The sequence below is a fragment of the Pseudomonas sp. NFACC37-1 genome, from assembly GCF_900101575.1.
GTDB lineage: Bacteria > Pseudomonadota > Gammaproteobacteria > Pseudomonadales > Pseudomonadaceae > Aquipseudomonas > Aquipseudomonas fluorescens_AA.
On record NZ_FMUZ01000003.1, the window covers coordinates 241,849 to 264,920 of the forward strand.

The window sequence follows — 23,072 nt, forward strand, 5'->3', positions numbered from 1 at the left end:
CTCTTTCGAGTAGCCTTTCTTGGTATTTGGTTGCGGGAGCCGGATTTGAACCGACGACCTTCGGGTTATGAGCCCGACGAGCTACCAGACTGCTCCATCCCGCGTCTGTGTGGCGGCATTCTACAGGCGAACGCCCGAGTGTCAACCGTTAAAAGACGCCGGGGTCAAATAAACGACCGATCCGTCCCTTGCTTTCCTAAATGCGCGGAATTAAAGGGGAATTGTCCTACAACTTGCAGTGCGTAGAGTGTCGCAGGCAGCGTGTCTCTGATCGTATGGTCAAAAAAACGAGCACGCACAAAAAAGGCCACTCTTTCGAGTAGCCTTTTTTGATGTTTGGTTGCGGGAGCCGGATTTGAACCGACGACCTTCGGGTTATGAGCCCGACGAGCTACCAGACTGCTCCATCCCGCGTCTGTGTGGCGGCATTCTACAGAGGATCGAGCCGCTGTCAACCCCCGCGTCACAAAAACCTGTTCCGCTTCAAGCGCTTAGCCTTGCGTGTGGGCATTGTGACAGCGCTGTGACGCAGGCCTGGCAAGGGCTGAGGCTCTATTGGAGGGAGCGTTGCGATTGAAGAAGTAAATTTGTGTAGGCGTTTTCGAAGTCCCACGAAGGATCTTTCAAACTACTGGTGCTATATACAGGTACCGATGCGATACTGGTGGCCCGATTCGTCCCAAACCCTGTTCTTCTATGACGCAACGTAAAATCATCCATGTCGACTGTGACTGTTTCTATGCCGCTATCGAGATGCGCGATGATCCGCGGCTGGCCGGCAAGCCCATGGCGGTGGGGGGCTCGGCGGATCGGCGGGGGGTGATTGCCACTTGCAACTACGAAGCGCGGGCCTACGGCGTGCGCTCGGCCATGTCTTCCGGCCACGCCTTGAAGCTCTGTCCGGACCTCACCATCGTCAAGCCACGGATGGAGGCCTATCGGGAAGCGTCGAAGGAAATTCATACGATTTTCAGCGATTACACCGACCTGATCGAGCCGCTGTCCCTGGACGAGGCCTACCTCGACGTCTCTGCCAGTGCCCATTTCGGCGGCAGCGCCACCCGCATTGCCCAGGACATTCGCCGACGTGTTTCCAACCAGTTGCACATCACCGTGTCCGCCGGCGTCGCGCCGAACAAGTTCCTGGCCAAGATCGCCAGTGACTGGAAAAAGCCCAACGGATTGTTCGTCATCACCCCGGACCAGGTCGAGGACTTTGTCTCGGCCCTGCCGGTCAGCAAGCTCCACGGTGTAGGCAAGGTCACCGCCGAGAAGCTGAACCGGCTTGGTATCGTCGATTGCCTGCAATTGCGTCAATGGGACAAGCTGGCGCTGGTGCGCGAATTCGGCAGTTTCGGTGAGCGGCTCTGGAGCCTGGCCCGTGGGATCGATGAGCGTCTGGTGCACAACGACAGCCGACGGCAGTCCATCAGTGTGGAAAACACCTACGACGTCGACTTGCCCGACCTGGTGAGTTGTCTCGACAAACTGCCGGAACTGATGGAAACCCTCAAAGGGCGCATGGCGCGGATCGACAGCAGTTATCGACCGGGCAAGCCGTTCGTCAAAGTGAAGTTCCACGACTTCACCCAGACCACGCTGGAACAGGCTGGGGCAGGGCGGGACCTGGGCAGTTATCAGTTGCTGCTGACCCAGGCGTTCAACCGGGGCGGCAAGCCGGTGCGGTTATTGGGAATCGGGGTGCGGCTGGAGGATTTGCGGGGAGGGTTCGAGCAGTTGGAGTTGTTCGAGCGGTGAGACTGCTTGGCTGAATGCCTTGTCTTGCTCTTGTGGCGAGGGAGCTTGCTCCCGCTGGGGCTGTAGGAGCTGCCGAAGGCTGCGATCTTTTGATCTTTCGCTTGAGGCTCAAGTGTCTGGGGAAAGATCGCAGCCTCGCTTCGCTCGACAGCTCCTACAGGTCCAGTGGGAGCAAAGGGGATTTCAGTGAGCCCCCGGATCCGCCACCAACCGCCCGCCATCCTTGGTCAGGGCTTTCATGAACTCGGTCTGCAACTCCGGATCGTTGCGCGTCAGTTCGATCAGGCTCTGTTCCAGTTCGCTGGCCTCTTCTTCAAGTCCCAGCTCCGACAGGCGCTTGACCCGATGAACCCACTGGCTCACCTCGTCGTCTTCCAGGTCGTCGTAGATCAGCGCATGAGCTTCCACCAGTTTGCTGCGCAAGGTACTGCTGATGCTCAGGGATGAGTCGGTGTGCACTTCGTCCTGGGCATCCGTCACGCTGATATGCAATTTGCCGAACTGGCTCAGGTCCTGCTCGGCGAACGGGCTTTCCAGCAGGTTCAAGCGCAGCACGCCATTACGGTCAGTGCTCAGCTCGAAAGTCTGCCGGGCGGCCTTGACCTCCACCGGGCGTTCGCTCCAGGGCAGGCTCGAGTGTTCCGTGCGCTTGTCGCGCTGGACTTCGTCGATGCCTGCCAGGTTCTGCTGGGCACGGCCGTGGGAGGGGACGTTCATGAACGGGTTGAGCCCGGCGAAACCGTAGCTGATCCAGTCACGGGTCGCCGTGTCCGGCAGGTTGCCGAGGGCGAACACATTGACCACGTTCGCACCGACACCGGCCACCACGGCCACCGCGCCCAGGGGGATCTCGTAGATCTCCCGCCAGGGTTGGTACGGTGTGTAGCGGTCGTAATGGCGGGTAACCTCGAACTCGGTGACTTCGAAGGTTTTCTGCTCATTGATGCGCACCCGACGCTGCGGCAGGTCGAGCACCTTGGGTTCGCCCACGTCGATTTGCAGGCTGTGGTCGAGCAATTTGCGCTCGACCCGCTCTTCGTGCTCGCTGCGTTGTGACATTTGGTTGGCACAGCCGCTGACCAGCAGGGCGCCGCACAGGGCGGCGCCACCGAGGCCTAAGGTGTTTCGCTTGAACATGACGTCTCTATCTGGTGTCAGCGGCGGATACGGGCCTGGAGGAACGACAGCACGTCGGCGACCGGCAGCGCTTGCGGCTCGGCCTCGGTGCGGCTCTTGTATTCCAGGTTGCCTTCGGCCAGGCCACGGTCACTGACGACGATCCGGTGAGGGATGCCGATCAGTTCCATGTCCGCGAACTTGATGCCGGGGCTGGTTTTCTTGTCACGGTCGTCCAGCAGCACTTCGAAGCCGGCGGCCGTCAGTTCGGCGTAGAGCTTGTCGGTGGCTTCACGCACCAGGTCGGTTTCATAGCGCAGCGGCACCAGGGCCACCTGGAACGGCGCCAGCGTGTCGCTCCAGATGATGCCTTTGTCGTCGTTGTTCTGCTCGATGGCGGCGGCCACCACGCGGGAAACACCGATGCCGTAGCAACCCATTTCCAGGGTGACCGGCTTGCCGTTCTCGCCCAGCACTTCGCACTTCATCGCCTTGCTGTACTTGTTGCCCAGCTGGAAGATGTGCCCGACTTCGATGCCCCGCTTGATTTCCAGGGTGCCCTTGCCATCGGGGCTCGGGTCGCCGGTCACGACGTTGCGCAGGTCCGCGACGGTCGGAACCGGCAGGTCGCGTTCCCAGTTCACGCCGAAGTAGTGCTTGTCGTCGATGTTGGCGCCGATGGCGAAGTCGCTCATCAATGCTACCGAACGGTCGATGATGATCGGCAGTGGCAGGTTCAATGGGCCGAGGGAGCCGGCACCGGCGCCAATGGCGTCGCGCAGGTCGGCTTCGGTGGCCATGACCAGCGGGCTGGCGACGCCTGGTTGGTTGGCGGCCTTGATTTCATTCAGTTCGTGGTCGCCACGGACGATCAGGGCAATCAGCTTGCCGGCTTCTTCCGCCCGCACGATCAGGGTCTTGATGGTGCGCTCGATCGGCAGGTTGTAGCCTTCCACCAACTGGGCAATGGTCTTGGCGTTCGGCGTGTCCACCAGGCGCAGCTCTTCGGTCGGTGCGGCGCGGGTAGTTTCCCGAGGCACGGCTTCGGCCTTCTCGATGTTCGCGGCGTAGTCGGAGCCGTTGCTGAAGACGATGTCGTCTTCGCCGGACTCGGCCAGTACGTGGAACTCGTGGGAACCTGCACCACCGATGGAACCGTTGTCGGCTTCAACCGGACGGAATTTCAGGCCCAGTCGGGTGAACACGTTGCAATACGCCTGGTGCATGCGGTCGTAGGTGACCTGCAGTGAAGCCAGGTCGGCATGGAACGAGTAGGCGTCCTTCATGATGAATTCGCGACCGCGCATCAGGCCGAAGCGTGGACGGATCTCGTCACGGAACTTGGTCTGGATCTGGTACAGGTTGATCGGCAGCTGCTTGTAGCTGCTCAACTCGTTGCGCATCAGGTCGGTGATCACTTCTTCGTGGGTCGGGCCTGCACAGAAGTCGCGACCGTGACGGTCTTTGATGCGCAGCAGCTCAGGGCCGTATTCTTCCCAGCGCCCCGATTCCTGCCACAGCTCGGCCGGTTGGGTGCCCGGCATCAATACTTCCAGGGCGCCAGCGGCGTCCATCTCTTCACGAACGATGGCTTCCACCTTGCGCATGACTCGCAGGCCCATCGGCAGCCAGGTGTACAGACCCGAGGCGAGTTTGCGGATCATGCCGGCACGCAGCATCAACTGATGGCTGATCACGACGGCGTCGGAAGGCGTTTCTTTCTGTGTGGCGAGCAAATATTGACTGGTGCGCATGGTTGGCCGTTGTCGGTTGCTGATGACGAGAAGTGACGGAGCATTGTACGGGCGAGATGCCCTGGCGTACAGGCGCGTGGCCGGTCGCCAGGTGCGTACGCCGGTTTCCCCGGCGTTTGCTGAAGTTTCCTACGACTCTTCCGCGGGCCGGGTGGGCGCCGGTTCCTCGGTGGGTGTCGAATCCTGGCGACGGTTCTCCTGGAACCAGTGCAAGGCGATCAGCAGCAGGGTGGGCACGCCTAGCAGGGCGGTGATCAGGAAGAAATTGTGGTAGCCGAACTTTTCCACCATCACCCCTGAATAACCACCGATCAAGCGCGGCAGCAACAGCATGATCGAGCTGAGCAGGGCGTATTGGGTGGCGGAGAATTTCAGGTTGGTGAGGCTCGACAGGTAGGCGACGAACGCCGAAGTGGCCAGGCCGGAGCTGAAGTTGTCCAGGGAGATGGTGACAATCAACATCTTCAGGTTGGCGCCCATGTCGGTCAGCATCAGGAAGAGGATGTTGGTGGCGGCCGAGGCGACCCCGCCGATGAACAGGATGGGCAGGATGCCGAAACGTACGATCAGCAGGCCGCCCATGCCGGCGCCGACGAGGGTCATGATCAGCCCGAAAATCTTGCTGACGCTGGCGATCTGGTCCTTGGTGAACCCTTGGTCGATGTAGAACACGTTGGCCATGACGCCCATGACCGTGTCGGACATCCGATAGGTTGCGATCAGTCCGAGCAGCAGTAGGGCCTGCCAGCGATAACGCAGGATGAAATCGTTGATCGGCGTCAGAACCGGCGCCAGTCCGCGCCGACCCATGGCCGACAGGCACAGGGCGGTCAGGATGGTATAGAGGATGGCTCGCAGGAAGGCGCGGTCTTCGAGCAGCAGGTCGAGCAGGCTGACGCCCTCGAACAGCACGCTGGCGAAGTCGGTGTTGAACAGCTGGGTGAACATCGCCGGGACGGAGACCAGCAGCACGATCAGCACGAATACCGACGCCAACTGATGAACGAACGTGTAGCGTCCGGCCTGCAATTGGGTACGCAGCGGCACCGGCGGCTCGCGCATGAACAGCGAGGTGAGGAGCGCCGGGACCATCAGCACGCCGAACAACAGGTAAGTACCGGCCCATGCCGAATGTTTGTAGTTGAAACCGGTGGAGCCAAAGCCTTCGGCGAAGAACAGGGCTCCGGCGGTGGCCAGTAGCGCGGCGATGCGGTAACCGGACATGTAGCTGGCGGCGAGGGCGGCCTGGCGGGTGTCGTCGGCGATCTCCAGGCGATAGGCGTCGACGGCGATGTCCTGCGTCGCGGAGGCGAAGGCCACGATCACGGCGATGGCGATCAACCATGACAGGTGTTTTTGTGGATCACAGAAACCCATGCCGATCAGGCCGAGGATCACCAAAGCCTGGGAGAGCACCAGCCATGAGCGACGGCGCCCCAGTTTGCCCAGCAGTGGCAGGCGCCATTGGTCGAGCAGTGGCGACCAGACCCATTTAAAAGCGTATGCCAGGCCGATCAGGCTCGCGTAGCCGATGGTTTCGCGGGCCACGCCGGCTTCGCGCAACCAGACTGAAAGCGTGGAAAACACCAGCATGTATGGCAAGCCGGCGGCGAAGCCAAGCAGCAACAGCACGAGCGTTGAGGGACTGGCATAGGCGGCGAGGGCGGCGCGCCAGGTTTTACGGGGCATGGGCTGGAGTCTGCCTCAAAAATTGCGAAAACAAAGCGCGCACTCTAACCGCTGTGCTCTACCGGGCGCCAGCCATGGCGCTGAATATCAACACGATTGTTCAGGACACTGATGCCTTCCAGGCGCAGGCGTGCGCGCTGTTCATCCCCTGAGGCGCTGCCCGCCGGCAGGCTGATCCGACCACCGGCACCCAATACCCGGTGCCAGGGCAGCTTGGTGTCGTTTGGCAACTGGCTGAGAGTTCGCCCGACCCAGCGTGCCGCACGTCCCAGGCCGGCCATTTCGGCGAGTTGGCCATAGGTGACGACTTTGCCCGCCGGCACTTGGGCCAGGGTCAGGTAAAGGGTCGTGCGGCGGATTTGGGCGGCGTTCTCGGTATCCGCGGGTGTGTCAGTCACGTAAAGGGTTCCTGGATGGGATGGCCGTCCGTAGATTAATTCCTACAAGGCTGGTTGAGAAATGAACTCATCATCTATATGCAGGTCAGTCGTTGCTGAGGTGTCATCCTGGGGGATAATGCCGCCTTTTCACTGAAAACTTGAGCCCATTATCGCTTATGTTGTCTAGAACCCTGTTGTGCCTAGCTGTTACCAGCGCCTCCATGCCCTTGCTTGCCGATACCGTCTGGTTGAAGAACGGTGACAAGCTGACCGGTAAAATCACCGTTTTCGATGGCGGCAAGTTGCTGATCCAGACTGATTACGCCGGTGCGATCCCCATTGACTGGAAGCAGGTCAAGACCCTCGAAAGCGACCAGCAATTGCTGGTCAAGCAAGATGCCTACACCGGCGAGAAGGCCAAGGCGCTGCAGGCGGCCGAGGACGGCAAGGTCACCCTGGCCAACGGTGATGCGCCCAAGACCGTCGAACTGGCCAGTATCCAGCAGATCCTCAAGCCCAAGCCGGTGGTCGAGGACCTGGTGTGGAAAGGCAATATCGATGCCGCGCTGGATTATCAGCGGGCGGAAAACGATACCGATGATTACGACATCGACTTCAAGACTTCGGCGCGCCATGGCAGATGGCGACACACCGCCGAAGGCGAATACAACCGTGAATTCCAGGATGACGTGGTTTCCGCTGACAACTGGCGCCTGGAGTATTCCCTCGACCGGTTCCTGACGGATAAATGGTTCTGGCAAGGTCGCCTGAACTACAAGCGTGACAAAGTCGAAGACCTGGCCCGCCAGCGCGTCGTGGGTACCGGTCCGGGCTACCAGTTCTGGGATGACGAGCTGGGAGCCTTCTCCCTGGGCTCGCTGCTCAACCGCACCGATTATGAGTACCGCGACGGCGGCAAGGACAACTTCTATTCCGTGGCCATGAAGTGGGACTACAACCGCTACCTGATCGGCAAGCGCGTCGAGTTCTTCACCAACGGCGAAGTGGGCAAACCCCTGTCCGACGTGGCGGATTACGCCTACGACGCTGAAGTGGGGCTGCGCTACAAGGTCACTGACTGGGCTTCGCTCAATCTCAAGGCTGAGAAAGATGTCATCGAGGGCACTGAAGACAGTGACTTGAGCAAGACGCGGTACACGGCTGGCTTCGGCGTGACCTGGTAATTCGGGCTCACCACTCACACACACACCTGTGGGAGCGAGCTTGCTCGCGATAGCGGTCTGTCAGCCAACGTTGATGTTGCTGATCCACCGTTATCGCGAGCAAGCTCGCTCCCACAGTTTTTTGTGCGCTGGCAAAAACTGACGGGCACAAAAAAGCCCCGCTTTTGAGGGCGGGGCCTTTTACTAAAGCAAGTGCAAGTTAGATAACTTGAACTTCTTCAGCTTGCATGCCTTTCTGACCGCGGGTAGCGATGAAAGAAACCTGTTGGCCTTCTTTCAGGCTTTTGAAGCCGTCGGATTGGATAGCTTTGAAGTGAACGAACAGGTCGTCACCGGATTGTGGGGTGATGAAGCCGAAGCCTTTTTCATCGTTGAACCACTTAACGGTACCGGTTTGGCGATTAGACATGGTGTAACTCCTTGAACAAAGATAACTGCGACTCAGGAAGAACCCTGGCCGAGACTGAGTGCAAAGAGCAGGAAAAATTCTTGTAGATGGTTGGATCGAAATTCAACATATCGTGTAGAGATTCTCAGTGACACAAGCAACACAGTGGCGCCACCTTAACCCTTTTTCCAGAATGTGCCAATGGTCTTTGCGAAGGTTTCTCTTAATTGGTGACTGACGGCGCGGGCGATGGCCGGCAGGACCCGGAAATCAAGGTGGATCGGCGAGATTTGCGTGCCGCGCTTTGAACCCGGCCCCGTGCCCCGGTAAGATGCCGGACGTATTTTTTCCACCTCGCTATTTCAGGAAACCGCCATGAGCATCAAATCGGACAAGTGGATTCGCCGCATGGCGCAAGAGCACGGCATGATCGAGCCCTTCGTCGAGCGCCAGATGCGTGGCGAAGGCGCCGACCGGCTGATCTCCTTCGGTGTCTCCAGCTACGGCTACGACGTGCGCTGCGCCGACGAATTCAAGGTGTTCACCAACATCAATTCGGCCACCGTCGACCCGAAGAACTTCGACGAGAAGAGCTTCGTCGACGTCAAGAGCGACGTTTGCATCATCCCGCCGAACTCCTTCGCCCTGGCCCGCACCGTCGAATACTTCCGCATTCCGCGCAACGTGCTGACCATCTGCCTGGGCAAGAGCACCTACGCCCGTTGCGGCATCATCGTCAACGTCACACCGCTGGAACCCGAGTGGGAAGGCCACGTGACCCTGGAATTCTCCAATACCACGACCCTGCCGGCGAAAATCTACGCCAACGAGGGTGTGGCGCAGATGCTGTTCCTTGAATCTGATGAAGAATGCGAAGTCTCCTACAAGGATCGTGGCGGCAAATACCAGGGCCAGCGTGGCGTGACGCTGCCGCGGACCTGAATCTGACGAGCTGTTTGGAATTCCTGAGCGGGCAGACACTCTATTGCGTGTACTGCCCGTTTTTTTGCGTCAGCGCAGCGGGCCTTCGCTCAGGAGTTGCTCTATGAAGATCGATCCGCGAATCAGTGCCGAACTGGCAAGGCTTGAGCCCAATCAGATCGGCGTCATGGCCTGGTCATTGCTGGCCCATCCTGCCGAAGCGGCAGGCGGCATCCCCGGCCAGCCCGATCCCGATACGCCCAACGAACAGCCTACCGAACCCGGCGAACCCACCCTGCCGGACGAGCCGCCTCCTGCGCCTGTGGCATGACATCAGCTGCAAGCTGCAAGCTGCAAGTTGAGACACCTAGCCTTGGCTTGAAGCTTGAAGCTTTCAACTGACAGGCCATATTTCGTTATCGCCGATGACAAAAATCCTGCAGTCGCTGTCTTGCTCGACTCGATAACCCCCCGTGAACGCGCCAAAGGCCGGCAGCAGGCTGATCTCGCTGCCCAGCCGAAAGCAAGCCAGGCGCAGGCGTTGCCGGCCTTTGCCGCTCAGGTGGTAGACCGGGTGCACGTGGCCGGCCAACACGTGGCGGCTGGGGTGGGGAGTTGGCTCGTGTTGCACGGCGAAAGGGCCCAGTAGCAACGGCTCCGGTACGACGCGAATGTTCAGCGCTGGAGGTGGGTCGCCGGCGCGTTTGTCGTGGTTGCCACGAATCAGCGTCATGGCCAGGTGCGGATGTCGCTCACGCCAATCGGAAAGTGCCTTCAAGGTGCCGGGCGCATGGGAGCCTGGACCGTGGAGAAAATCTCCGAGAAAGATCAACTGTCGACACGCCAGGTTGGCCAGTAATGCATCCAGCGCCGCGATGTTGCTGGCGGTGGTGCCGTGGGGCACCGGTTGCCCGAGGCGGCGATAAGCGGCGGCTTTGCCGAAATGAACGTCGGCCACCATCAAGGTTTCCTGGGCGGGCCAATACAAGGCTTTTTCCGGGAGCAACCAGAGCGCTTCGCCGGCCAGGCTGACAGGATACGGCGCTGGCATCAGGCGTCACCGCGATCGGCAGTCTTTTCCAGTTCACTGACCATCCGCCGGATGCGGTCGGCGAGTTTTTCCGAACTCATGCTTTCCCGGAACCGCTCCACCAGCAGCGGGAACCCCAGTGGGGTGGGGCGTTTGATCATGTGCAGGTCCAGCTTCAGGGTATTGAGGCGCTGCAAGGTCTGCTCCAGTCGACGGATATCCAATTCTTCACGCAAGACTTCGTCGCCGGCCTGGGCCAGCAACAGATTGTCGGCGTCGTATTGTTTGAACACTTGGAAGAACAACCCGCTGGAGGCCTGGACTTGCCGGGTGCTTTTCGGCGCACCGGGGTAGCCGGCGAAGACCAGTCCGGCGATCCGGGCGATTTCGCGGAAGCGCCGCAGGGCCAGTTCCCCGGCATTCAGGCTCGCGAGCACGTCGGCCAGCAGGTGATCGACGCTCAGCAGGCTCGGGGTCAGGTAGTGCGACCAATCCACTGCCGTGGCGCTGAGCAGTTCCAGGCCGTAGTCATTGACCGCGATGGAAAACGTCAGCGGCTGTTGCCGACTGACGCGCCAGGCCAGCAGGCTGGCCAGGCCCAGATGCACCTGGCGTCCGGAAAACGGGTACAGAAACAGATGCCAGCCTTCCCGGGACTTGAGGGCTTCGGCCAGCAAGGTATGCTGCGTGGGCAAACCGGACCAACGTTGCTGGGTCAACAGCAGGGGCTGCACGGCTTGCATCTCCGGGCCCTCGAAGCGGCCCGCGGCGGCTTCGCTCAAACGGGCCACGACGGCGGCGGCCAGTTCGCTGGAAAGTGGCATGCGCCCGCCGTTCCAGCGTGGCACAGCGGCCTTCTTGGCCTGGCTGCGTCGCACATAGGCGGTCATGTCTTCGACCCGGACCAATTCCAGCAGTCGCCCGGCGAACAGGAAACCGTCGCCGGGTCGCAGGCGAGCGATGAAGCCTTCCTCGACGCTGCCCAGGGTCTTGCCGCCGCCGCCCTTGCTCCAGAACTTCAATTGCAGGCTGGCATCGCTGACGATGGTACCGATGCTCATGCGGTGACGCCGGGCCAGGCGGGCATCGGGCACGCGCCAGACCCCGTGTTCGTCCGGTTCGACCCGTCGGTAATCGGGGTAGGCGGTCAATGACAGGCCGCCGTGGCGCACAAAGGCCAGGGCCCAGGCCCATTCGGCCGGGTTGAGGTCGCGGTAGGCCCAGGCTCCCCGCACCTCCTTGAACAATGCGTCGGGCGCAAAGCCGCCGCCCAGGGCGATGCTCACCAGGTGCTGCACCAGGACATCCAGCGGCTTGTGCGGCGATTCGCGAGGTTCGATGCGCCGCTGGGCCACGGCGTCCTGCGCGGCGGCGGCCTCGATCAACTCCAGGCTATGGGTCGGCACCAGCGTCACCCGTGAGGTCCGCCCGGGTGCGTGGCCAGAGCGCCCGGCCCGTTGCATCAGCCGCGCCACCCCCTTGGCCGAGCCGATCTGCAGCACCCGTTCCACCGGCAGGAAGTCCACCCCCAGGTCCAGGCTGGAGGTGCAGACCACCGCTTTGAGCTGGCCATCCTTCAAGGCCTGTTCCACCCAATCCCGGGTGTCACGCGACAGCGAGCTATGGTGCAGGGCGATCAGCCCGGCCCAGTCGGGTCTCGCCTCAAGAAGCGCCTGATACCAGATTTCCGACTGTGCCCGGGTGTTGGTGAAGACCAGGCAACTGCGGCTGGCGTCGATTTCGGCAACGACCTGGGGCAGCATCTTCAGGCCGATGTGCCCAGCCCACGGGAAACGTTCGAGGGCCGGGGGCAGCAGTGTGTCGACTTGCAGCGCCTTGCTGTTGGCCCCCTGCACACTGATCCCGTTGCCTTGCGGGATCAACACCTGCTCGGCATGGGCTTGGTTACCGAGGGTTGCGGACACGCCCCAGACAATGAGTCCGGGATGCCAGTGCCGCAAGCGCGCCAGGGCCAGTTGCAACTGCACGCCACGTTTGTTGCCGAGCAATTCGTGCCATTCATCCACCACCACCATGCGCAGGGTCGAAACGGCAGCTTGCGCATCGGCCCGGGCGAGCATCAGGGTCAGGCTTTCGGGCGTGGTGATCAGCGCGGTGGGCAGGCGACGGCCCTGGCGGGCGCGCTCGCTGGCGCTGGTGTCGCCCGTGCGCAGACCGACACTCCACGGCACTTGCAGGTCTGCCAGGGGCGCTTCGAGGGCTTTGCCGGTGTCGGCCGCCAATGCGCGCATCGGCGTGATCCACAGGACCGTCAGCGGTTCGGCCGGCGGCTTGCGTTTGCGCGGTTTGTCCGGCGGCGGTGCCGAGCGGGCGAAACGGTTGAGGGCGGCAAACCACACGGCATAGGTCTTGCCGGCACCGGTGCTGGCGTGCAACAGCCCGGACTCCCCCCGCTTGACCGCGGCCCATACCTGCTTCTGAAAGGCAAACGGCTTCCAGCCGCGGGCGCCGAACCACTGGTTTGCGAAGTTGTTGGATGTCCCCATGCCTGCCGCGTGCGCCCTGAAAGTCCTTCTTCAGTGACCACGGCGGGATGTGAAAGGTTTTAAAAACCCTGTGGCGAGGGGATTTATCCCCGTTGGGCTGCGAAGCAGCCCCAAAAAAGCTCAAGAATAATTTGCCAGACGCACCGAGGTGATCAACTGAGGGGCAGCTTCGCAGCCCAGCGGGGATAAATCCCCTCGCCACAAGAGCAGTACCTGGCTCCTCAATTCAGGTGTGCCGAGGTTTACTTCAAGTTGCCACTGAGAAACTGCTTGAGCCGTTCGCTCTTGGGGTTGCCCAGTACGTCTTCCGGCGCGCCTTCTTCTTCCACCAGGCCCTGGTGCAGGAACAGCACCTGGTTCGAGACTTTACGGGCGAAGCTCATTTCGTGGGTCACCATGATCATGGTCCGGCCCTCTTCGGCCAGGCCCTGGATTACCTTCAGCACTTCGCCCACCAGCTCCGGGTCCAGGGCCGAAGTGGGTTCGTCGAACAGCATCACCTCCGGCTCCATCGCCAGCGCACGGGCAATGGCCACACGCTGTTGCTGGCCGCCGGAGAGGAAAGCGGGGTACTGCTCGGCAACCCGTGCCGGCAGGCCGACCTTGTCGAGATAACGACGCGCACGGTCGTCGGCTTCCTGCTTGCTCACACCCAACACCCGGCGCGGCGCAATGGTGATGTTTTCCAGCACGGTCATGTGGCTCCACAGGTTGAAATGCTGGAACACCATGGCCAGGCGCGTGCGGATGCGTTGCAGTTCGTCGGCGTCGGCCACGTGCATGCCGTGGCGGTCCTTGATCATCTGGATCGGCTGGCCGTCCAGGGTCATGGCGCCGTCATTGGGTTGTTCCAGGAAGTTGATACAGCGCAGAAAGGTACTTTTTCCCGAGCCGCTGGCGCCGATCAGGCTGATGACGTCGCCGGTCTTGGCCTTGAGCGAGACGCCCTTGAGTACTTCATGTTCGCCATAGCTTTTATGCAGGCCTTCGATGGTCAGTTTGTACATGGAGCATGCATCCTCAAGGCGAAAGTAGGTAGCCGCTGCGGTAGGCCTCGGTGCCGGCGACATGGGCGATCACCATGCCGGCCGTGGCCATGCGGCGCAGCGAACGGGCGTACAGCAGCCCGGCGTTACTGCAATGAACGGGGGTGACGGTGTCGTTGACCGGGTCGATGACTTCCGCGATCAGTTGCCCCGCCTCCAGGTATTCGCCGGGCAGGGCGCTGTAGACCAGCAACCCGCCCACGGGCGTGGCCACCGGCTCGACCGCGGCCAGCGGCGTGGCCGGGTAGGGCAGTTCGGGCATGGGCATCGGTTCGCCGTCGATGGCGCCGAAGCGGATCAGGTATTCGATCAAGGCCTGGCAGTCGAGGCTTGCCAGGCCATGGTTGACGTCACCCTGGCCACGCAACTCCACGGTCACCGAAAAGCTGCCCAGGGGAATCTCGAAGCGTTCGCCGAAGCGTTCCTTGAGTTGCCACCAGAGCAGGGTGAAGCATTCGTCGAACGACTGGCCCCCCGAATCGGTCGCCAGCAAGCTGGCTTCGGCACCGATGTAGCGGGCCAGTGGCTCGACCTGCGGCCAGGCTTCGGGCGTGGTGTAGAGGTGGGCCACGGCTTCGAAGTCGCAATGCAGGTCCAGCACCATGTCGGCGTCGCAGGCCAGCCGTTGCAGGGCCAGGCGCAGGGATTGCAATTGCGTGCCTGGGGTCTGCCGGGCGAGGGCATCGCGCAGGCTGGTGCGGATCAGCATCAGGTTGTGCTGTGGATCGTCGGTGAGCAGCTCTTCGATCTCATTGCCGATTTCTTCGCTCAGGTCGAGGAAGCGGCGGTTGAAGTTCTGCCCGCTTTCGGTTTCGTAGCGCCCCAGGGGCACGTCCATCAGCACCTGTTCGAGGCCGATGGGGTTGGCGACCGGCACCAGCACGATCTCGTGGCGCAGGTGGCCGGACGCCTCGAGCTCGGCCAGGCGTTGCTTGAGGTGCCAGGCGACGAGCATACCCGGCAGTTCATCGGCGTGCAGGGACGACTGGATATAGATTTTGCCGACGGCTTTTTCCGGGCCGAAGTGGAAGCTGTGGATTTTGCGTGCTGTCCCCGGTACCGGGGACAGCAGGTCATGGATCTGGTGGCGCATGTGCGTGTGTGTCCTGGAACAAAAGCCCTAGTGGGTCGGCCCGAGGAAGGCCAGCCAGCGGCGTTCGGCGAGGCGGAAGAGGCCCACCAGCGCAAAGGTGACGGTCAGGTAGATCAACGCGGCGATCCCGAACGACTGGAACGTCAGGAACGTCGCCGAGTTGGCATCCCGGGCGACTTTCAGCACGTCTGGAACGGTAGCGGTGAACGCCACGGTCGTCGAGTGCAGCATCAAGATGACTTCGTTGCTGTAGTACGGCAGCGAGCGGCGCAACGCCGACGGCATGATCACGTAGGCGTACAGTTTCCAGCCGGTCAGGCCGTAGGCCTTGGCCGCTTCCACTTCGCCATGGTTCATGCTGCGAATCGCCCCGGCGAAAATTTCCGTGGTGTAGGCGCAGGTGTTCAAGGCGAAGGCCAGGATCGTGCAGTTCATCGCGTCGCGAAAGAAACTGTCGAGCAGGGGCTGGGCACGTACCGCCGCGATGCTGTAGATGCCGGTGTAGCAGATCAGCAACTGGATGTAGAGCGGCGTGCCCCGGAACAGGTAAGTGTAGAACTGCACGGGCCAGCGTACGTAGAACTTGGGCGAAACCCGGGCGATGGACAGCGGGATCGACACCACGAAGCCGATCAGCAGCGAGGCGCTGAGCAGCCACAGGGTCATGGCCAGGCCGGTGATGTTGACGCCGTCGCTGTACAGGAATGGCCGCCAGTATTCTTGCAGGAGTTCGATCATCGCACCGCCTCCCGGGCTCCGGCGGCGTAGCGGCGTTCAAGCCAGCGCAGGATGAAATTGGACGCGCTGGTGATCAGCAGATAAATCAGCGCCGCCAGCACCAGGAAGTAGAACAGCTGGTAGGTGCTCTTGCCCGCATCCTGGGCCGCCTTGACCAGGTCGGCCAGACCGATGATCGACACCAGCGCGGTGGCTTTGAGCATCACCATCCAGTTGTTGCCGATACCCGGCAGGGCAAAGCGCATCATTTGCGGGAACACCACGAAGCGAAAGCGTTGGCCACGTTTGAGGCCATAGGCCGTGGCGGCTTCGACCTGGCCCCGGGGGACCGCGAGGATCGCGCCGCGAAAGGTTTCGGTGAAGTACGCGCCATAGATGAAGCCCAGGGTAATCACCCCGGCGCCGAATGGGTCGATCTCGATGTATTCCCATTCCATGAAGTCGGTGAACGAGGTCAGCCAGGTTTGCAGGCTGTAGAAGATCAGGAGCATCAGCACCAGGTCTGGCACGCCGCGGATCAGCGTGGTGTAGAGCTGGGCAGGGATTCGCAGCAGTTTGACGCGGGACAGCTTGGCACTGGCGCCCAGCAGGCCGAGCAAGACGCTCAACAACAAGGACAGGGCCGACAGCTTGATGGTCATCCAGGTGCCTTGCATCAGCAGCGGGCCGAAGCCCTGCAGGCTGAAGGCGGAGAGCCCCAGATTTTGTAGGAGTTGTTCGAACATGAAAGAGGCCTTTGGCAGGAAAAAAGCGCCCATCCGAGACCGGATGGGCGCCGCGCATTATTTGCCGCTGTACAGATTCAGATCGCCAAAGTGTTTTTTCTGGATTTCGGCGTACTTGCCGTCGTCGTGTAACGCTTTGATACCTTTATCCAAAAGGGCCTTCAGGTCTTTGTTACCTTTCTTGATACCGATGGCGGTCTTGGAGGGCAGCAATTCGCTGTCCACCGGCTTGCTGACTTCATAACCTTCGCCTTTTGGCGATTTCAGGAAGCCCAGCTCCGCCTGGAGCATGTCCTGGATCGCCGCGTCGAGGCGGCCGGAGGTCAGGTCGGCGTAGACCTGGTCCTGGTTCTGGTAGGCCTGGGTCTTGACGCCGGCCTTGTCCAGCACGGCCTTGGCGTAGGCTTCCTGGATGGTGCCTTGCTCGTAGCCGACGGTCTTGCCTTTGAGCGAGGCAACGTCTTCGCTCAGGCCCGAGCCTTTCTTGAAGACATAGGCCGTTGGGCCGGAGAACAGCTCGCTGGAGAAGTCGATGGCTTTTTCGCGGGCCGGGGTCACGGTCATGGAGGAGATCACGCCGTCGAATTTATTGGCCTTCAGGCCCGGGATCATGCCGTCGAAATCGCTTTCGACCCATTTGCATTTGACCTTCAGCTCTGCGCAGATCGCATTGCCCAGGTCGATGTCGAAACCGACCAGGCTGCCGTCGGCGGCCTTGGACTCGAACGGGGCGTAGGAAGGGTCGACACCAAAACGCAGTTCCTTGTATTCCTTGGCTGTGGCGACGCCAGCGGCCATGCACAACGCCAGTGCAGAAAGGGTCAGCAGTGCTTTTTTCATTATTGAGTCCCTAAAACCAATTTGAGCGCTTGTGGCGCATAAGATTGTTACCGGTGAAGGTCTGAACGGTATGACGGCATAAAGGTAGCAATTTCCGAACCATAGTGCCGAACAAGTGTTTTAAAAGCACGGGCGGCAGGAGACGGAACGCAATGGTGCGCGAGGATGAGCGTACATCAAAAAGCGCACCGGGATGGAGCGCGCGTTGCCGGGAATATACTGCTTGGGAGGATAATCCGTGGGGGAACTTGTCCCTGTGGCGAGGGGATTTATCCCCGTTGGACTGCGCAGCAGTCCCCAAGGGGTATATCTGATCAGTCTGATAGACCGGGCTATAGGTTGGAGGGGCTGCTGCGCAGCCCAGCGGGGATAAATCCCCTCGCCACAAGGGTGGTCAGCCTTTCGTTGACTAACTCCGAAACCGGCAGGAGGATTTTATTTCAGCAGATCCTGCAGCGTCGCCAACGTGTCGGCTTCATCGACGCCCTTGTCCTGGCGCCAGCGCAGCATCCGTGGAAACCGCACGGCGATCCCGCTCTTGTGGCGCTTGGACAGGGCGATGCCTTCGAAGCCCAGTTCGAACACCAGGGTGGGGGTGACGCTGCTCACCGGGCCGAACTTCTCAACGGTGGTCTTGCGCACGATACTGTCGACCTGGCGCATTTCTGCATCGGTCAGCCCCAAATAGGCCTTGGCGAATGGCACCAGGGTGCGCTCGCGAGTGTCTGGCGGGCTGTCCCACACGGCGAAGGTATAGTCGCTGTAGAGGCTGGCGCGCCGGCCATGGCCGCGCTGGGCGTAGATCAGCACCGCGTCGACGCTGAACGGGTCGATCTTCCATTTCCACCACACGCCCATGTCCTTGGTGCGACCGACGCCGTACAGCGCGTCGCGGGCCTTGAGCATCATGCCCTCGACACCGAGGCTGCGAGACGCTTCGCGCTGCCGGGCGAGGTCCAGCCAGTCCTGCCCGGTTATGATCGGCGAGGGCAACAGCACCGGGCTGTGGATGCGGCCGATCAGTGCTTCCAATTGTTCGCGGCGCTCGGCCTGGGGGCGGCTGCGCCAATCCTCGCCTTGCCATTCCAACAGGTCGTAGGCCATCACCGCGACGGGGGCGTCGTCGAGGATTTTCTTGCCCAGGGACTTGCGACCGATGCGCTGTTGCAACAGGGCGAAGGGTTGCACCGCCGGCTGCAACGGTGCGTCCGGGTCGAAGGCGTCTTCGGTAACCGACGGGGGGGCTTTCCAGACCACAATTTCACCGTCGATCACCGTGCCGTCAGGCAACGCCTGGGCCAGCGAATGCAATTCCGGAAATCGTTCAGTGACCAAGTCCTCGCCTCGCGACCAGATCCACAAATGGCCGTCGCGCTTGATCACCTGGGCGCGGATGCCGTCCCATTTCCATTCCACCTGCCAGTCGCTGGCCGGCCCCAGCAGCGCGTCGAATTGCTCCACTGGCGCTGACAACCCATGGGCCAGGAAAAACGGATAAGGCTGGCCGCCGCGCTGGGCATGTTCATCGTCGGACTCCGCTGCGATCAGTTTGAGGTAGCTGGCGGCCGTGGGACGATGGGACAGGTCGGTGTAGCCCACCAGGCGTTGGGCCACCCGTTTGCTGTCCAGTCCGGCCATGGCCGCCAGGGCCCGGGTCACCAGGAGTTTGGATACACCCACCCGGAAACTGCCGGTGATGAGTTTGATGCAAAGCATCAGGCTCGGCCGGTCGAGCTGCGCCCACAGCGCCGGAAGTCGTTCAGCCAGGACGTCGGGCGACTCACCACGCAACGGCAGCAGTTTCTCTTCGATCCACAACGCCAGGCCTTCATCGGAGCGGTGGGGCGACTCGGGTAATACCAGCGAAATGGTTTCGGCCAGGTCGCCCACGGCCTGATAACTTTCTTCGAACAGCCAGAGCGACAACCCGGATACCCGGACCGCCAACTCCCGCAGGATTTTTACCGGCACCAGTTGCCGTGGACGCCCGCCGGAAAGGAAATACACGGCCCACGCCGCGTCCTGGGGCGGGGCTTTGCTGAAATAGTCCTGCATGGCGGTGAGCTTGGCATTGCTGGAGGTGGTGGCGTCCAGTTCGGCGTACAACTCGGCGAAGGCTTTCATGGCGCCTCCTCACCGCTGTCGGTGGCCGTAGCGAGGTCTTCTTCGTCGTCGCCGTATTCGGTAGTGAACCCCTGGGCATCGAGGCCTTGCTCGCACAAGTGGCGCACCAGGACGGCGACTGATCCATGGGTGACCATCACCCGTTCGGCGCCGGTCTGTTCGATGGCCCAGAGCAGACCAGGCCAGTCGGCGTGGTCGGACAGCACGAACCCCCGGTCCACGCCGCGCCGCCGACGCGTACCACGCAGGCGCATCCAGCCGCTGGCGAAGGCGTCGCTGTAGTCGCCGAAGCGGCGCATCCAACTGCTGCCTCCGGCAGAGGGCGGGGCGATGACCAGGGCCTGGCCCATGATCGGGTCGTTCTTCTTGATATCGCCGGCATAGATCGTTGGCGGCAGATGAACCCCGGCCTCGCGGTAGACCCGGTTCAGCGGCTCCACCGCCCCATGGGCCAGGATCGGGCCGAGGCTTTCATCGATGCCGTGGAGAATCCGCTGGGCCTTGCCGAAGGAATAGCAGAACAACACGCTGGCCCGGCCGACGGCGATATTCCCGCGCCACCACTGGTTGATCTCGTCGAAAATCTGCACCTGGGGTTGCCAACGGTAGATCGGCAGGCCGAAGGTGGATTCGGTGATAAAGGTATGGCATTTCACTGGCTCGAACGGGGTGCAGGTGCCGTCAGGCTCGACTTTGTAATCCCCCGACGCCACCCAGACCTCGCCTTGATATTCCAGCCGTACCTGGGCCGAGCCCAGCACATGGCCGGCGGGGTGAAAGCTCAAGGTCACGCCATGGTGCGACAGGCGTTCGCCGTAGGGCAGCGTTTGCAGGTGGATGTCCTGGCCCAGGCGTGATCGCAGGATGCCTTCGCCGGGTGCCGCTGCCAGGTAGTGTTGGTTGCCACTGCGGGCATGGTCGCCGTGGGCGTGGGTGATGACCGAGCGTTCCACCGCCCTCCATGGGTCGATGTAGAAATCCCCGGGCGGGCAGTACAAGCCTTCGGGGCGGGCAATGACAAGATCCATGCGGTCACCGGAGCGATGGGCTTGTCAGGTAGAGGCGCAGGCGAGGGGGAAGTTCTATCGGGTTTTGATGGCGCAGGATCAGGTGGCTGAATGGACAAATGTGGCGAGGGGATTTATCCCCGTTGGGCTGCGGAGCAGCCCCAAAGCAGCCAACTCGATTTGCCTGACGCACCTAGTTGCCTGGTTTCAGGGCTGCTGCGCAGCCCAACGGGGATAAATCCCCTCGCCACAGGGCAGTCTATTTGCCAGGCACCAGGGTCAACCGCGTCTTGCCGTACGCCCGATCGAAGTTTTGCGATTGCAACGGCAGGCTCTGGAACTGCCCCTTGATCCACGGATCGATGCCATTGGCATAGTGCGGGCTGACCGGGTTGCCGGACTGGCCGGCGCCGTCCTGGATCATTAATGGTTCGGGCTGGCCGAAGTCAACGATAAAGCGCATGGCCGGCGCCAGGGTGGTGGTGAAGTCCTGGCCCCAGGCGAACGCCGCCGTGTTGAGCGTGGTGGTATCGCCACCGGCCGGCAGCGGGCCGCGTACGATCTGGCCGTTGCTGTTCTTCCAGGCGTAGCGATGCAATTGGCCCCATTGCCAGGCCTTGTGGTCACCGCCCAACTGGCTGTCACCGGCGTTGATGGTGGCGGCCAGGCTGCGGGCGAGGATAACGGCCTTGTCTTCTTTCTGAGGGGTGCGCACATCGTCCCAGAACGGGCTGTCTTCACGCCCCAGCAGATGATCGGCCTGGGCCGAGTAGGACAATTGGCCGTTGGCGACCAGTGCCTGCCAAGCCGGGCTGCTGTCCGGGCCCAGCTCGTCGAGGAAAATCTGCTTCATGCTTTCCTGCAGGAACAGCTCATAGATCGCCGCGTCGGCGGAGGTCGGGCTGAGCCGGCCATCGAATGCCATCAAGCGGGTATAGGCCTCGCGAGCCTTGGCCCGGTCAGCCACTGGCAGGGCTTCGATGGCCTGTTTGAGCGGCTGGGCCATGCCCGGCGCTTCGAAGACTTGCTTGAGCTTGGCCGCGAACGTCGTGGTCTGGTCGTATTGCATGGCGGTCAGGCTGCGGGTGTCGTGCTTGCTTGCGCCGGCCAGTTCGGCCATGCGTTCGCCACGCTCCGGCGAAGCCCAGGAGTTGGACAGTTGCATGCCGTAGCCATGGGGAATGACCCGTTGGTTGGCCGTGCCGAGCCAGCCTTGGGCCGGGTCTTGGTCGTAGGGGTGCAGCATCGGGTCGGCGTAACCGTCCCAATCGTAGCGACCGTCCCAGCCCGGCGACGGCAACAGACCCTCGCCTTCACGGCGGTTCGGGTAGCGACCGGTGACTTGCCAGCCGATATGGCTGGCGTCGGCAAAGACCAGGTTCACGGCCATGGCGCGGATTTCCCGGCTGGCGTCGGACGCTTTCTCGACGTTCTGCGCCCGGGACAGATCGAAGAAGGCGTCCAGGGTCTTGTCGTCGCTGAAGCTCGGTGTCTGCAAGGCCAGGCCAAAGCCGTTGGCCATGGTGAGGCCTTGGGCGCTGTTGAGCAACGGGCCGTGGCGGGTTTCGAACACCGCTTCACGAATCGGCCGCTGGCCTTTGATGAAGTAGGTTTCGTTGCGCACGATCATCGGTTGCCATTTGCCGTTGACCTCATAGGACAGGCCATTGCCCTGGCGGCGGATTTTTTCCAGGAACAGGTCCTGGTTGTCCCCCAGTACGCTGGTCATGCTCCAGGCCACCTTGCCGTTGAACCCGGCCAGGATCATCGGGATGCCCGCCACGGAAACCCCGGCCGCCTGGTATTTGGGCGCACGGATCTGTACCGGGCTCCACAGCCCCGGCATGCCCAGCGGCCCGTGGCTGTCGCTGGCCAACAGGCTCTTGCCGCTGCGGCTGCGTTGTGGCGCGATGGCCCAGTTGCTTGCAGACGCGGCGCCCAGCAGATTCAGCCCGGCCAATTGGTGGGTGGCCTTGTTGATTTCGTTCAAGCCCGGGATCTGGCCATTGAGGCGCAGGCCCTGGAGCTTGTCGGCCTCGGCCACAGGCAGTTGTTCGTCCGGATAGGACGGGCTCAGCCAGGCGAGTTTGTCGTTGGTGACGGTCTGGGCCAGCACCAGGTTGGCGATTTCTTCCGGCAGGTTGGCTGACTGGCTGAAATTCAGCAGGCAGAACATCAGCGCCGAATCTTCCGGTTTCCAGTATTCAGGTTTGTAACCGGTGGCGGCCAGGTCCGACGGCAACTTGTCGCGGTAGCGGAACAGATAGGCGTTGACGCCACGGGCATAGACTTCGAAGAAACGCTTGAGCCTTGGTGAAGACGCCTTGTACAGCTCGTCGGCGTTTTTCTTCAGGTTGACGGCGCGCATGTAGCGGTCGACCTCCAGCCGTTCGGCGCCGGACATCTCTGCCAGCCGTCCTTGGGCCAGCAGGCGCAGGGTCACCATCTGGGTGATACGGTCGCTGGCGTGGACGTAGCCGAGGGTGAACAAGGCGTCATGGAAGCTGTTGCTTTCGATCAGCGGCATGCCCGTGGCGTTGCGGCGGACCGAGACGTTCTGCGCCAGCCCCTTGAGCGGCTGCACCCCGGACGTGGGCGGGACCGTGTCCTGGGCATTCCAGGTCTGGCATCCGCTCAAACCGAGCACACTGGCCACCGCGGCGGCAACACCGAGCCGGGGGATAAAGGAAATAGAGGCTGGCGAGGCCATGGCAAAGCTCCTGCGGGAGGGGGGTGGCACCAATAAAGGCGCTACGTTAGTGAGCAGGCGGG

At 61.9% G+C, this 23,072-nt stretch carries 19 protein-coding genes and 2 tRNA genes; 4 read left to right on the forward strand and 17 right to left on the reverse strand.

Annotated elements, in window-relative coordinates; genetic code table 11:
- Positions 1-27: 27 nt before the first annotated feature.
- Positions 28-104 (reverse strand) — tRNA-Met (locus BLP82_RS05595).
- A 233-nt stretch (positions 105-337) separates the two neighbouring features.
- Positions 338-414, reverse strand: a tRNA-Met gene (locus BLP82_RS05600).
- A 282-nt stretch (positions 415-696) separates the two neighbouring features.
- On the opposite strand from BLP82_RS05600, the gene dinB reads away from it, so the two are divergent.
- A complete protein-coding gene (dinB, locus tag BLP82_RS05605; RefSeq protein ID WP_072409558.1) occupies positions 697-1,758 on the forward strand; it encodes a DNA polymerase IV in 1,062 nt (353 codons plus the stop codon).
- Positions 1,759-1,941: 183 nt separating this feature from the next.
- On the opposite strand, the gene BLP82_RS05610 is transcribed toward dinB, so the two are convergent.
- From BLP82_RS05610 to BLP82_RS05625, 4 genes are all read right to left on the reverse strand, one after another.
- Entirely contained in the window at positions 1,942-2,895 is a 954-nt protein-coding gene (locus BLP82_RS05610; protein WP_092165936.1) for a hypothetical protein, read from the reverse strand.
- 17 nt (positions 2,896-2,912) lie between these two features.
- Positions 2,913-4,628: a proline--tRNA ligase gene (locus tag BLP82_RS05615; RefSeq protein WP_092165937.1), complete on the reverse strand. Its 1,716-nt coding sequence runs from the start codon at positions 4,626-4,628 to the stop codon at positions 2,913-2,915.
- 129 nt (positions 4,629-4,757) lie between these two features.
- Positions 4,758-6,317, reverse strand: a complete 1,560-nt coding sequence (locus BLP82_RS05620; RefSeq protein ID WP_072409564.1) for an AmpG family muropeptide MFS transporter — start codon at positions 6,315-6,317, stop codon at positions 4,758-4,760.
- A gap of 44 nt (positions 6,318-6,361) precedes the next feature.
- A complete protein-coding gene (locus BLP82_RS05625; RefSeq protein WP_060738932.1) occupies positions 6,362-6,715 on the reverse strand; it encodes an MGMT family protein in 354 nt (117 codons plus the stop codon).
- Positions 6,716-6,873: 158 nt separating this feature from the next.
- Between BLP82_RS05625 and BLP82_RS05630 the strand changes: the two genes are divergently transcribed.
- Positions 6,874-7,881, forward strand: a complete 1,008-nt coding sequence (locus tag BLP82_RS05630) for a DUF481 domain-containing protein (protein WP_092165938.1) — start codon at positions 6,874-6,876, stop codon at positions 7,879-7,881.
- Between the two features lie 199 nt (positions 7,882-8,080).
- Here the strand turns inward: BLP82_RS05630 and BLP82_RS05635 are convergent, their stop codons facing one another.
- The gene (locus BLP82_RS05635; RefSeq protein WP_002554837.1) at positions 8,081-8,290 is read right to left on the reverse strand and encodes a cold-shock protein; all 210 of its coding nucleotides are present in this window, start codon (positions 8,288-8,290) and stop codon (positions 8,081-8,083) included.
- Between the two features lie 354 nt (positions 8,291-8,644).
- Between BLP82_RS05635 and dcd the strand changes: the two genes are divergently transcribed.
- Both dcd and BLP82_RS05645 read left to right on the forward strand, forming a co-directional pair.
- The gene (dcd, locus tag BLP82_RS05640) at positions 8,645-9,211 is read left to right on the forward strand and encodes a dCTP deaminase (protein ID WP_003184751.1); all 567 of its coding nucleotides are present in this window, start codon (positions 8,645-8,647) and stop codon (positions 9,209-9,211) included.
- Positions 9,212-9,314: 103 nt separating this feature from the next.
- Positions 9,315-9,521 carry a hypothetical protein gene (locus tag BLP82_RS05645; protein WP_041022879.1) on the forward strand — a complete coding sequence of 69 codons (207 nt, stop codon included), beginning with the start codon at positions 9,315-9,317 and terminating at the stop codon, positions 9,519-9,521.
- Between the two features lie 63 nt (positions 9,522-9,584).
- Here the strand turns inward: BLP82_RS05645 and pdeM are convergent, their stop codons facing one another.
- The 10 genes from pdeM to BLP82_RS05695 form a co-directional block, all read right to left on the reverse strand.
- Positions 9,585-10,241, reverse strand: coding sequence for a ligase-associated DNA damage response endonuclease PdeM (gene pdeM / locus BLP82_RS05650; protein ID WP_092165940.1), 657 nt, complete (start codon positions 10,239-10,241; stop codon positions 9,585-9,587).
- A complete protein-coding gene (locus tag BLP82_RS05655) occupies positions 10,241-12,727 on the reverse strand; it encodes a ligase-associated DNA damage response DEXH box helicase (protein ID WP_092165942.1) in 2,487 nt (828 codons plus the stop codon). The genes pdeM and BLP82_RS05655 overlap by 1 nt, the downstream gene beginning before the upstream one ends.
- Before the next feature lie 242 nt (positions 12,728-12,969).
- Complete coding sequence (locus BLP82_RS05660; RefSeq protein WP_092165944.1) at positions 12,970-13,734, reverse strand: ABC transporter ATP-binding protein; 765 nt, start codon at positions 13,732-13,734, stop codon at positions 12,970-12,972.
- Positions 13,735-13,747: 13 nt separating this feature from the next.
- The gene (locus BLP82_RS05665) at positions 13,748-14,866 is read right to left on the reverse strand and encodes a succinylglutamate desuccinylase/aspartoacylase family protein (protein ID WP_092165946.1); all 1,119 of its coding nucleotides are present in this window, start codon (positions 14,864-14,866) and stop codon (positions 13,748-13,750) included.
- 27 nt (positions 14,867-14,893) lie between these two features.
- Positions 14,894-15,604: an ABC transporter permease gene (locus BLP82_RS05670; protein ID WP_092165948.1), complete on the reverse strand. Its 711-nt coding sequence runs from the start codon at positions 15,602-15,604 to the stop codon at positions 14,894-14,896.
- The gene (locus tag BLP82_RS05675) at positions 15,601-16,329 is read right to left on the reverse strand and encodes an ABC transporter permease (RefSeq protein ID WP_060743074.1); all 729 of its coding nucleotides are present in this window, start codon (positions 16,327-16,329) and stop codon (positions 15,601-15,603) included. The genes BLP82_RS05670 and BLP82_RS05675 overlap by 4 nt, the downstream gene beginning before the upstream one ends.
- A gap of 57 nt (positions 16,330-16,386) precedes the next feature.
- A complete protein-coding gene (locus BLP82_RS05680) occupies positions 16,387-17,169 on the reverse strand; it encodes a transporter substrate-binding domain-containing protein (RefSeq protein WP_092165950.1) in 783 nt (260 codons plus the stop codon).
- Positions 17,170-17,604: 435 nt separating this feature from the next.
- Positions 17,605-19,293, reverse strand: coding sequence for an ATP-dependent DNA ligase (locus BLP82_RS05685; RefSeq protein ID WP_092165952.1), 1,689 nt, complete (start codon positions 19,291-19,293; stop codon positions 17,605-17,607).
- A complete protein-coding gene (locus BLP82_RS05690; protein ID WP_092165954.1) occupies positions 19,290-20,321 on the reverse strand; it encodes a ligase-associated DNA damage response exonuclease in 1,032 nt (343 codons plus the stop codon). The genes BLP82_RS05685 and BLP82_RS05690 overlap by 4 nt, the downstream gene beginning before the upstream one ends.
- A gap of 238 nt (positions 20,322-20,559) precedes the next feature.
- Positions 20,560-23,010, reverse strand: coding sequence for a penicillin acylase family protein (locus BLP82_RS05695; RefSeq protein ID WP_092165956.1), 2,451 nt, complete (start codon positions 23,008-23,010; stop codon positions 20,560-20,562).
- Between the last annotated feature and the right edge of the window lie 62 nt (positions 23,011-23,072).

What these genes read in the sequence shown, in the direction of transcription:
- dcd (WP_003184751.1), top strand. Translation starts at nt 8,645, where the DNA reads ATGAGCATCAAATCGGACAAGTGGATTCGCCGCATGGCGCAAGAGCAC.
- BLP82_RS05610 (WP_092165936.1), bottom strand. Translation starts at nt 2,895, where the DNA reads ATGTTCAAGCGAAACACCTTAGGCCTCGGTGGCGCCGCCCTGTGCGGC.
- BLP82_RS05665 (WP_092165946.1), bottom strand. Translation starts at nt 14,866, where the DNA reads ATGCGCCACCAGATCCATGACCTGCTGTCCCCGGTACCGGGGACAGCA.
- dinB (WP_072409558.1), top strand. Translation starts at nt 697, where the DNA reads ATGACGCAACGTAAAATCATCCATGTCGACTGTGACTGTTTCTATGCC.
- BLP82_RS05685 (WP_092165952.1), bottom strand. Translation starts at nt 19,293, where the DNA reads ATGAAAGCCTTCGCCGAGTTGTACGCCGAACTGGACGCCACCACCTCC.
- BLP82_RS05690 (WP_092165954.1), bottom strand. Translation starts at nt 20,321, where the DNA reads ATGGATCTTGTCATTGCCCGCCCCGAAGGCTTGTACTGCCCGCCCGGG.
- BLP82_RS05635 (WP_002554837.1), bottom strand. Translation starts at nt 8,290, where the DNA reads ATGTCTAATCGCCAAACCGGTACCGTTAAGTGGTTCAACGATGAAAAA.
- BLP82_RS05620 (WP_072409564.1), bottom strand. Translation starts at nt 6,317, where the DNA reads ATGCCCCGTAAAACCTGGCGCGCCGCCCTCGCCGCCTATGCCAGTCCC.
- BLP82_RS05660 (WP_092165944.1), bottom strand. Translation starts at nt 13,734, where the DNA reads ATGTACAAACTGACCATCGAAGGCCTGCATAAAAGCTATGGCGAACAT.
- BLP82_RS05670 (WP_092165948.1), bottom strand. Translation starts at nt 15,604, where the DNA reads ATGATCGAACTCCTGCAAGAATACTGGCGGCCATTCCTGTACAGCGAC.
- BLP82_RS05655 (WP_092165942.1), bottom strand. Translation starts at nt 12,727, where the DNA reads ATGGGGACATCCAACAACTTCGCAAACCAGTGGTTCGGCGCCCGCGGC.
- pdeM (WP_092165940.1), bottom strand. Translation starts at nt 10,241, where the DNA reads ATGCCAGCGCCGTATCCTGTCAGCCTGGCCGGCGAAGCGCTCTGGTTG.
- BLP82_RS05645 (WP_041022879.1), top strand. Translation starts at nt 9,315, where the DNA reads ATGAAGATCGATCCGCGAATCAGTGCCGAACTGGCAAGGCTTGAGCCC.
- BLP82_RS05615 (WP_092165937.1), bottom strand. Translation starts at nt 4,628, where the DNA reads ATGCGCACCAGTCAATATTTGCTCGCCACACAGAAAGAAACGCCTTCC.
- BLP82_RS05680 (WP_092165950.1), bottom strand. Translation starts at nt 17,169, where the DNA reads ATGAAAAAAGCACTGCTGACCCTTTCTGCACTGGCGTTGTGCATGGCC.
- BLP82_RS05630 (WP_092165938.1), top strand. Translation starts at nt 6,874, where the DNA reads ATGTTGTCTAGAACCCTGTTGTGCCTAGCTGTTACCAGCGCCTCCATG.
- BLP82_RS05675 (WP_060743074.1), bottom strand. Translation starts at nt 16,329, where the DNA reads ATGTTCGAACAACTCCTACAAAATCTGGGGCTCTCCGCCTTCAGCCTG.
- BLP82_RS05695 (WP_092165956.1), bottom strand. Translation starts at nt 23,010, where the DNA reads ATGGCCTCGCCAGCCTCTATTTCCTTTATCCCCCGGCTCGGTGTTGCC.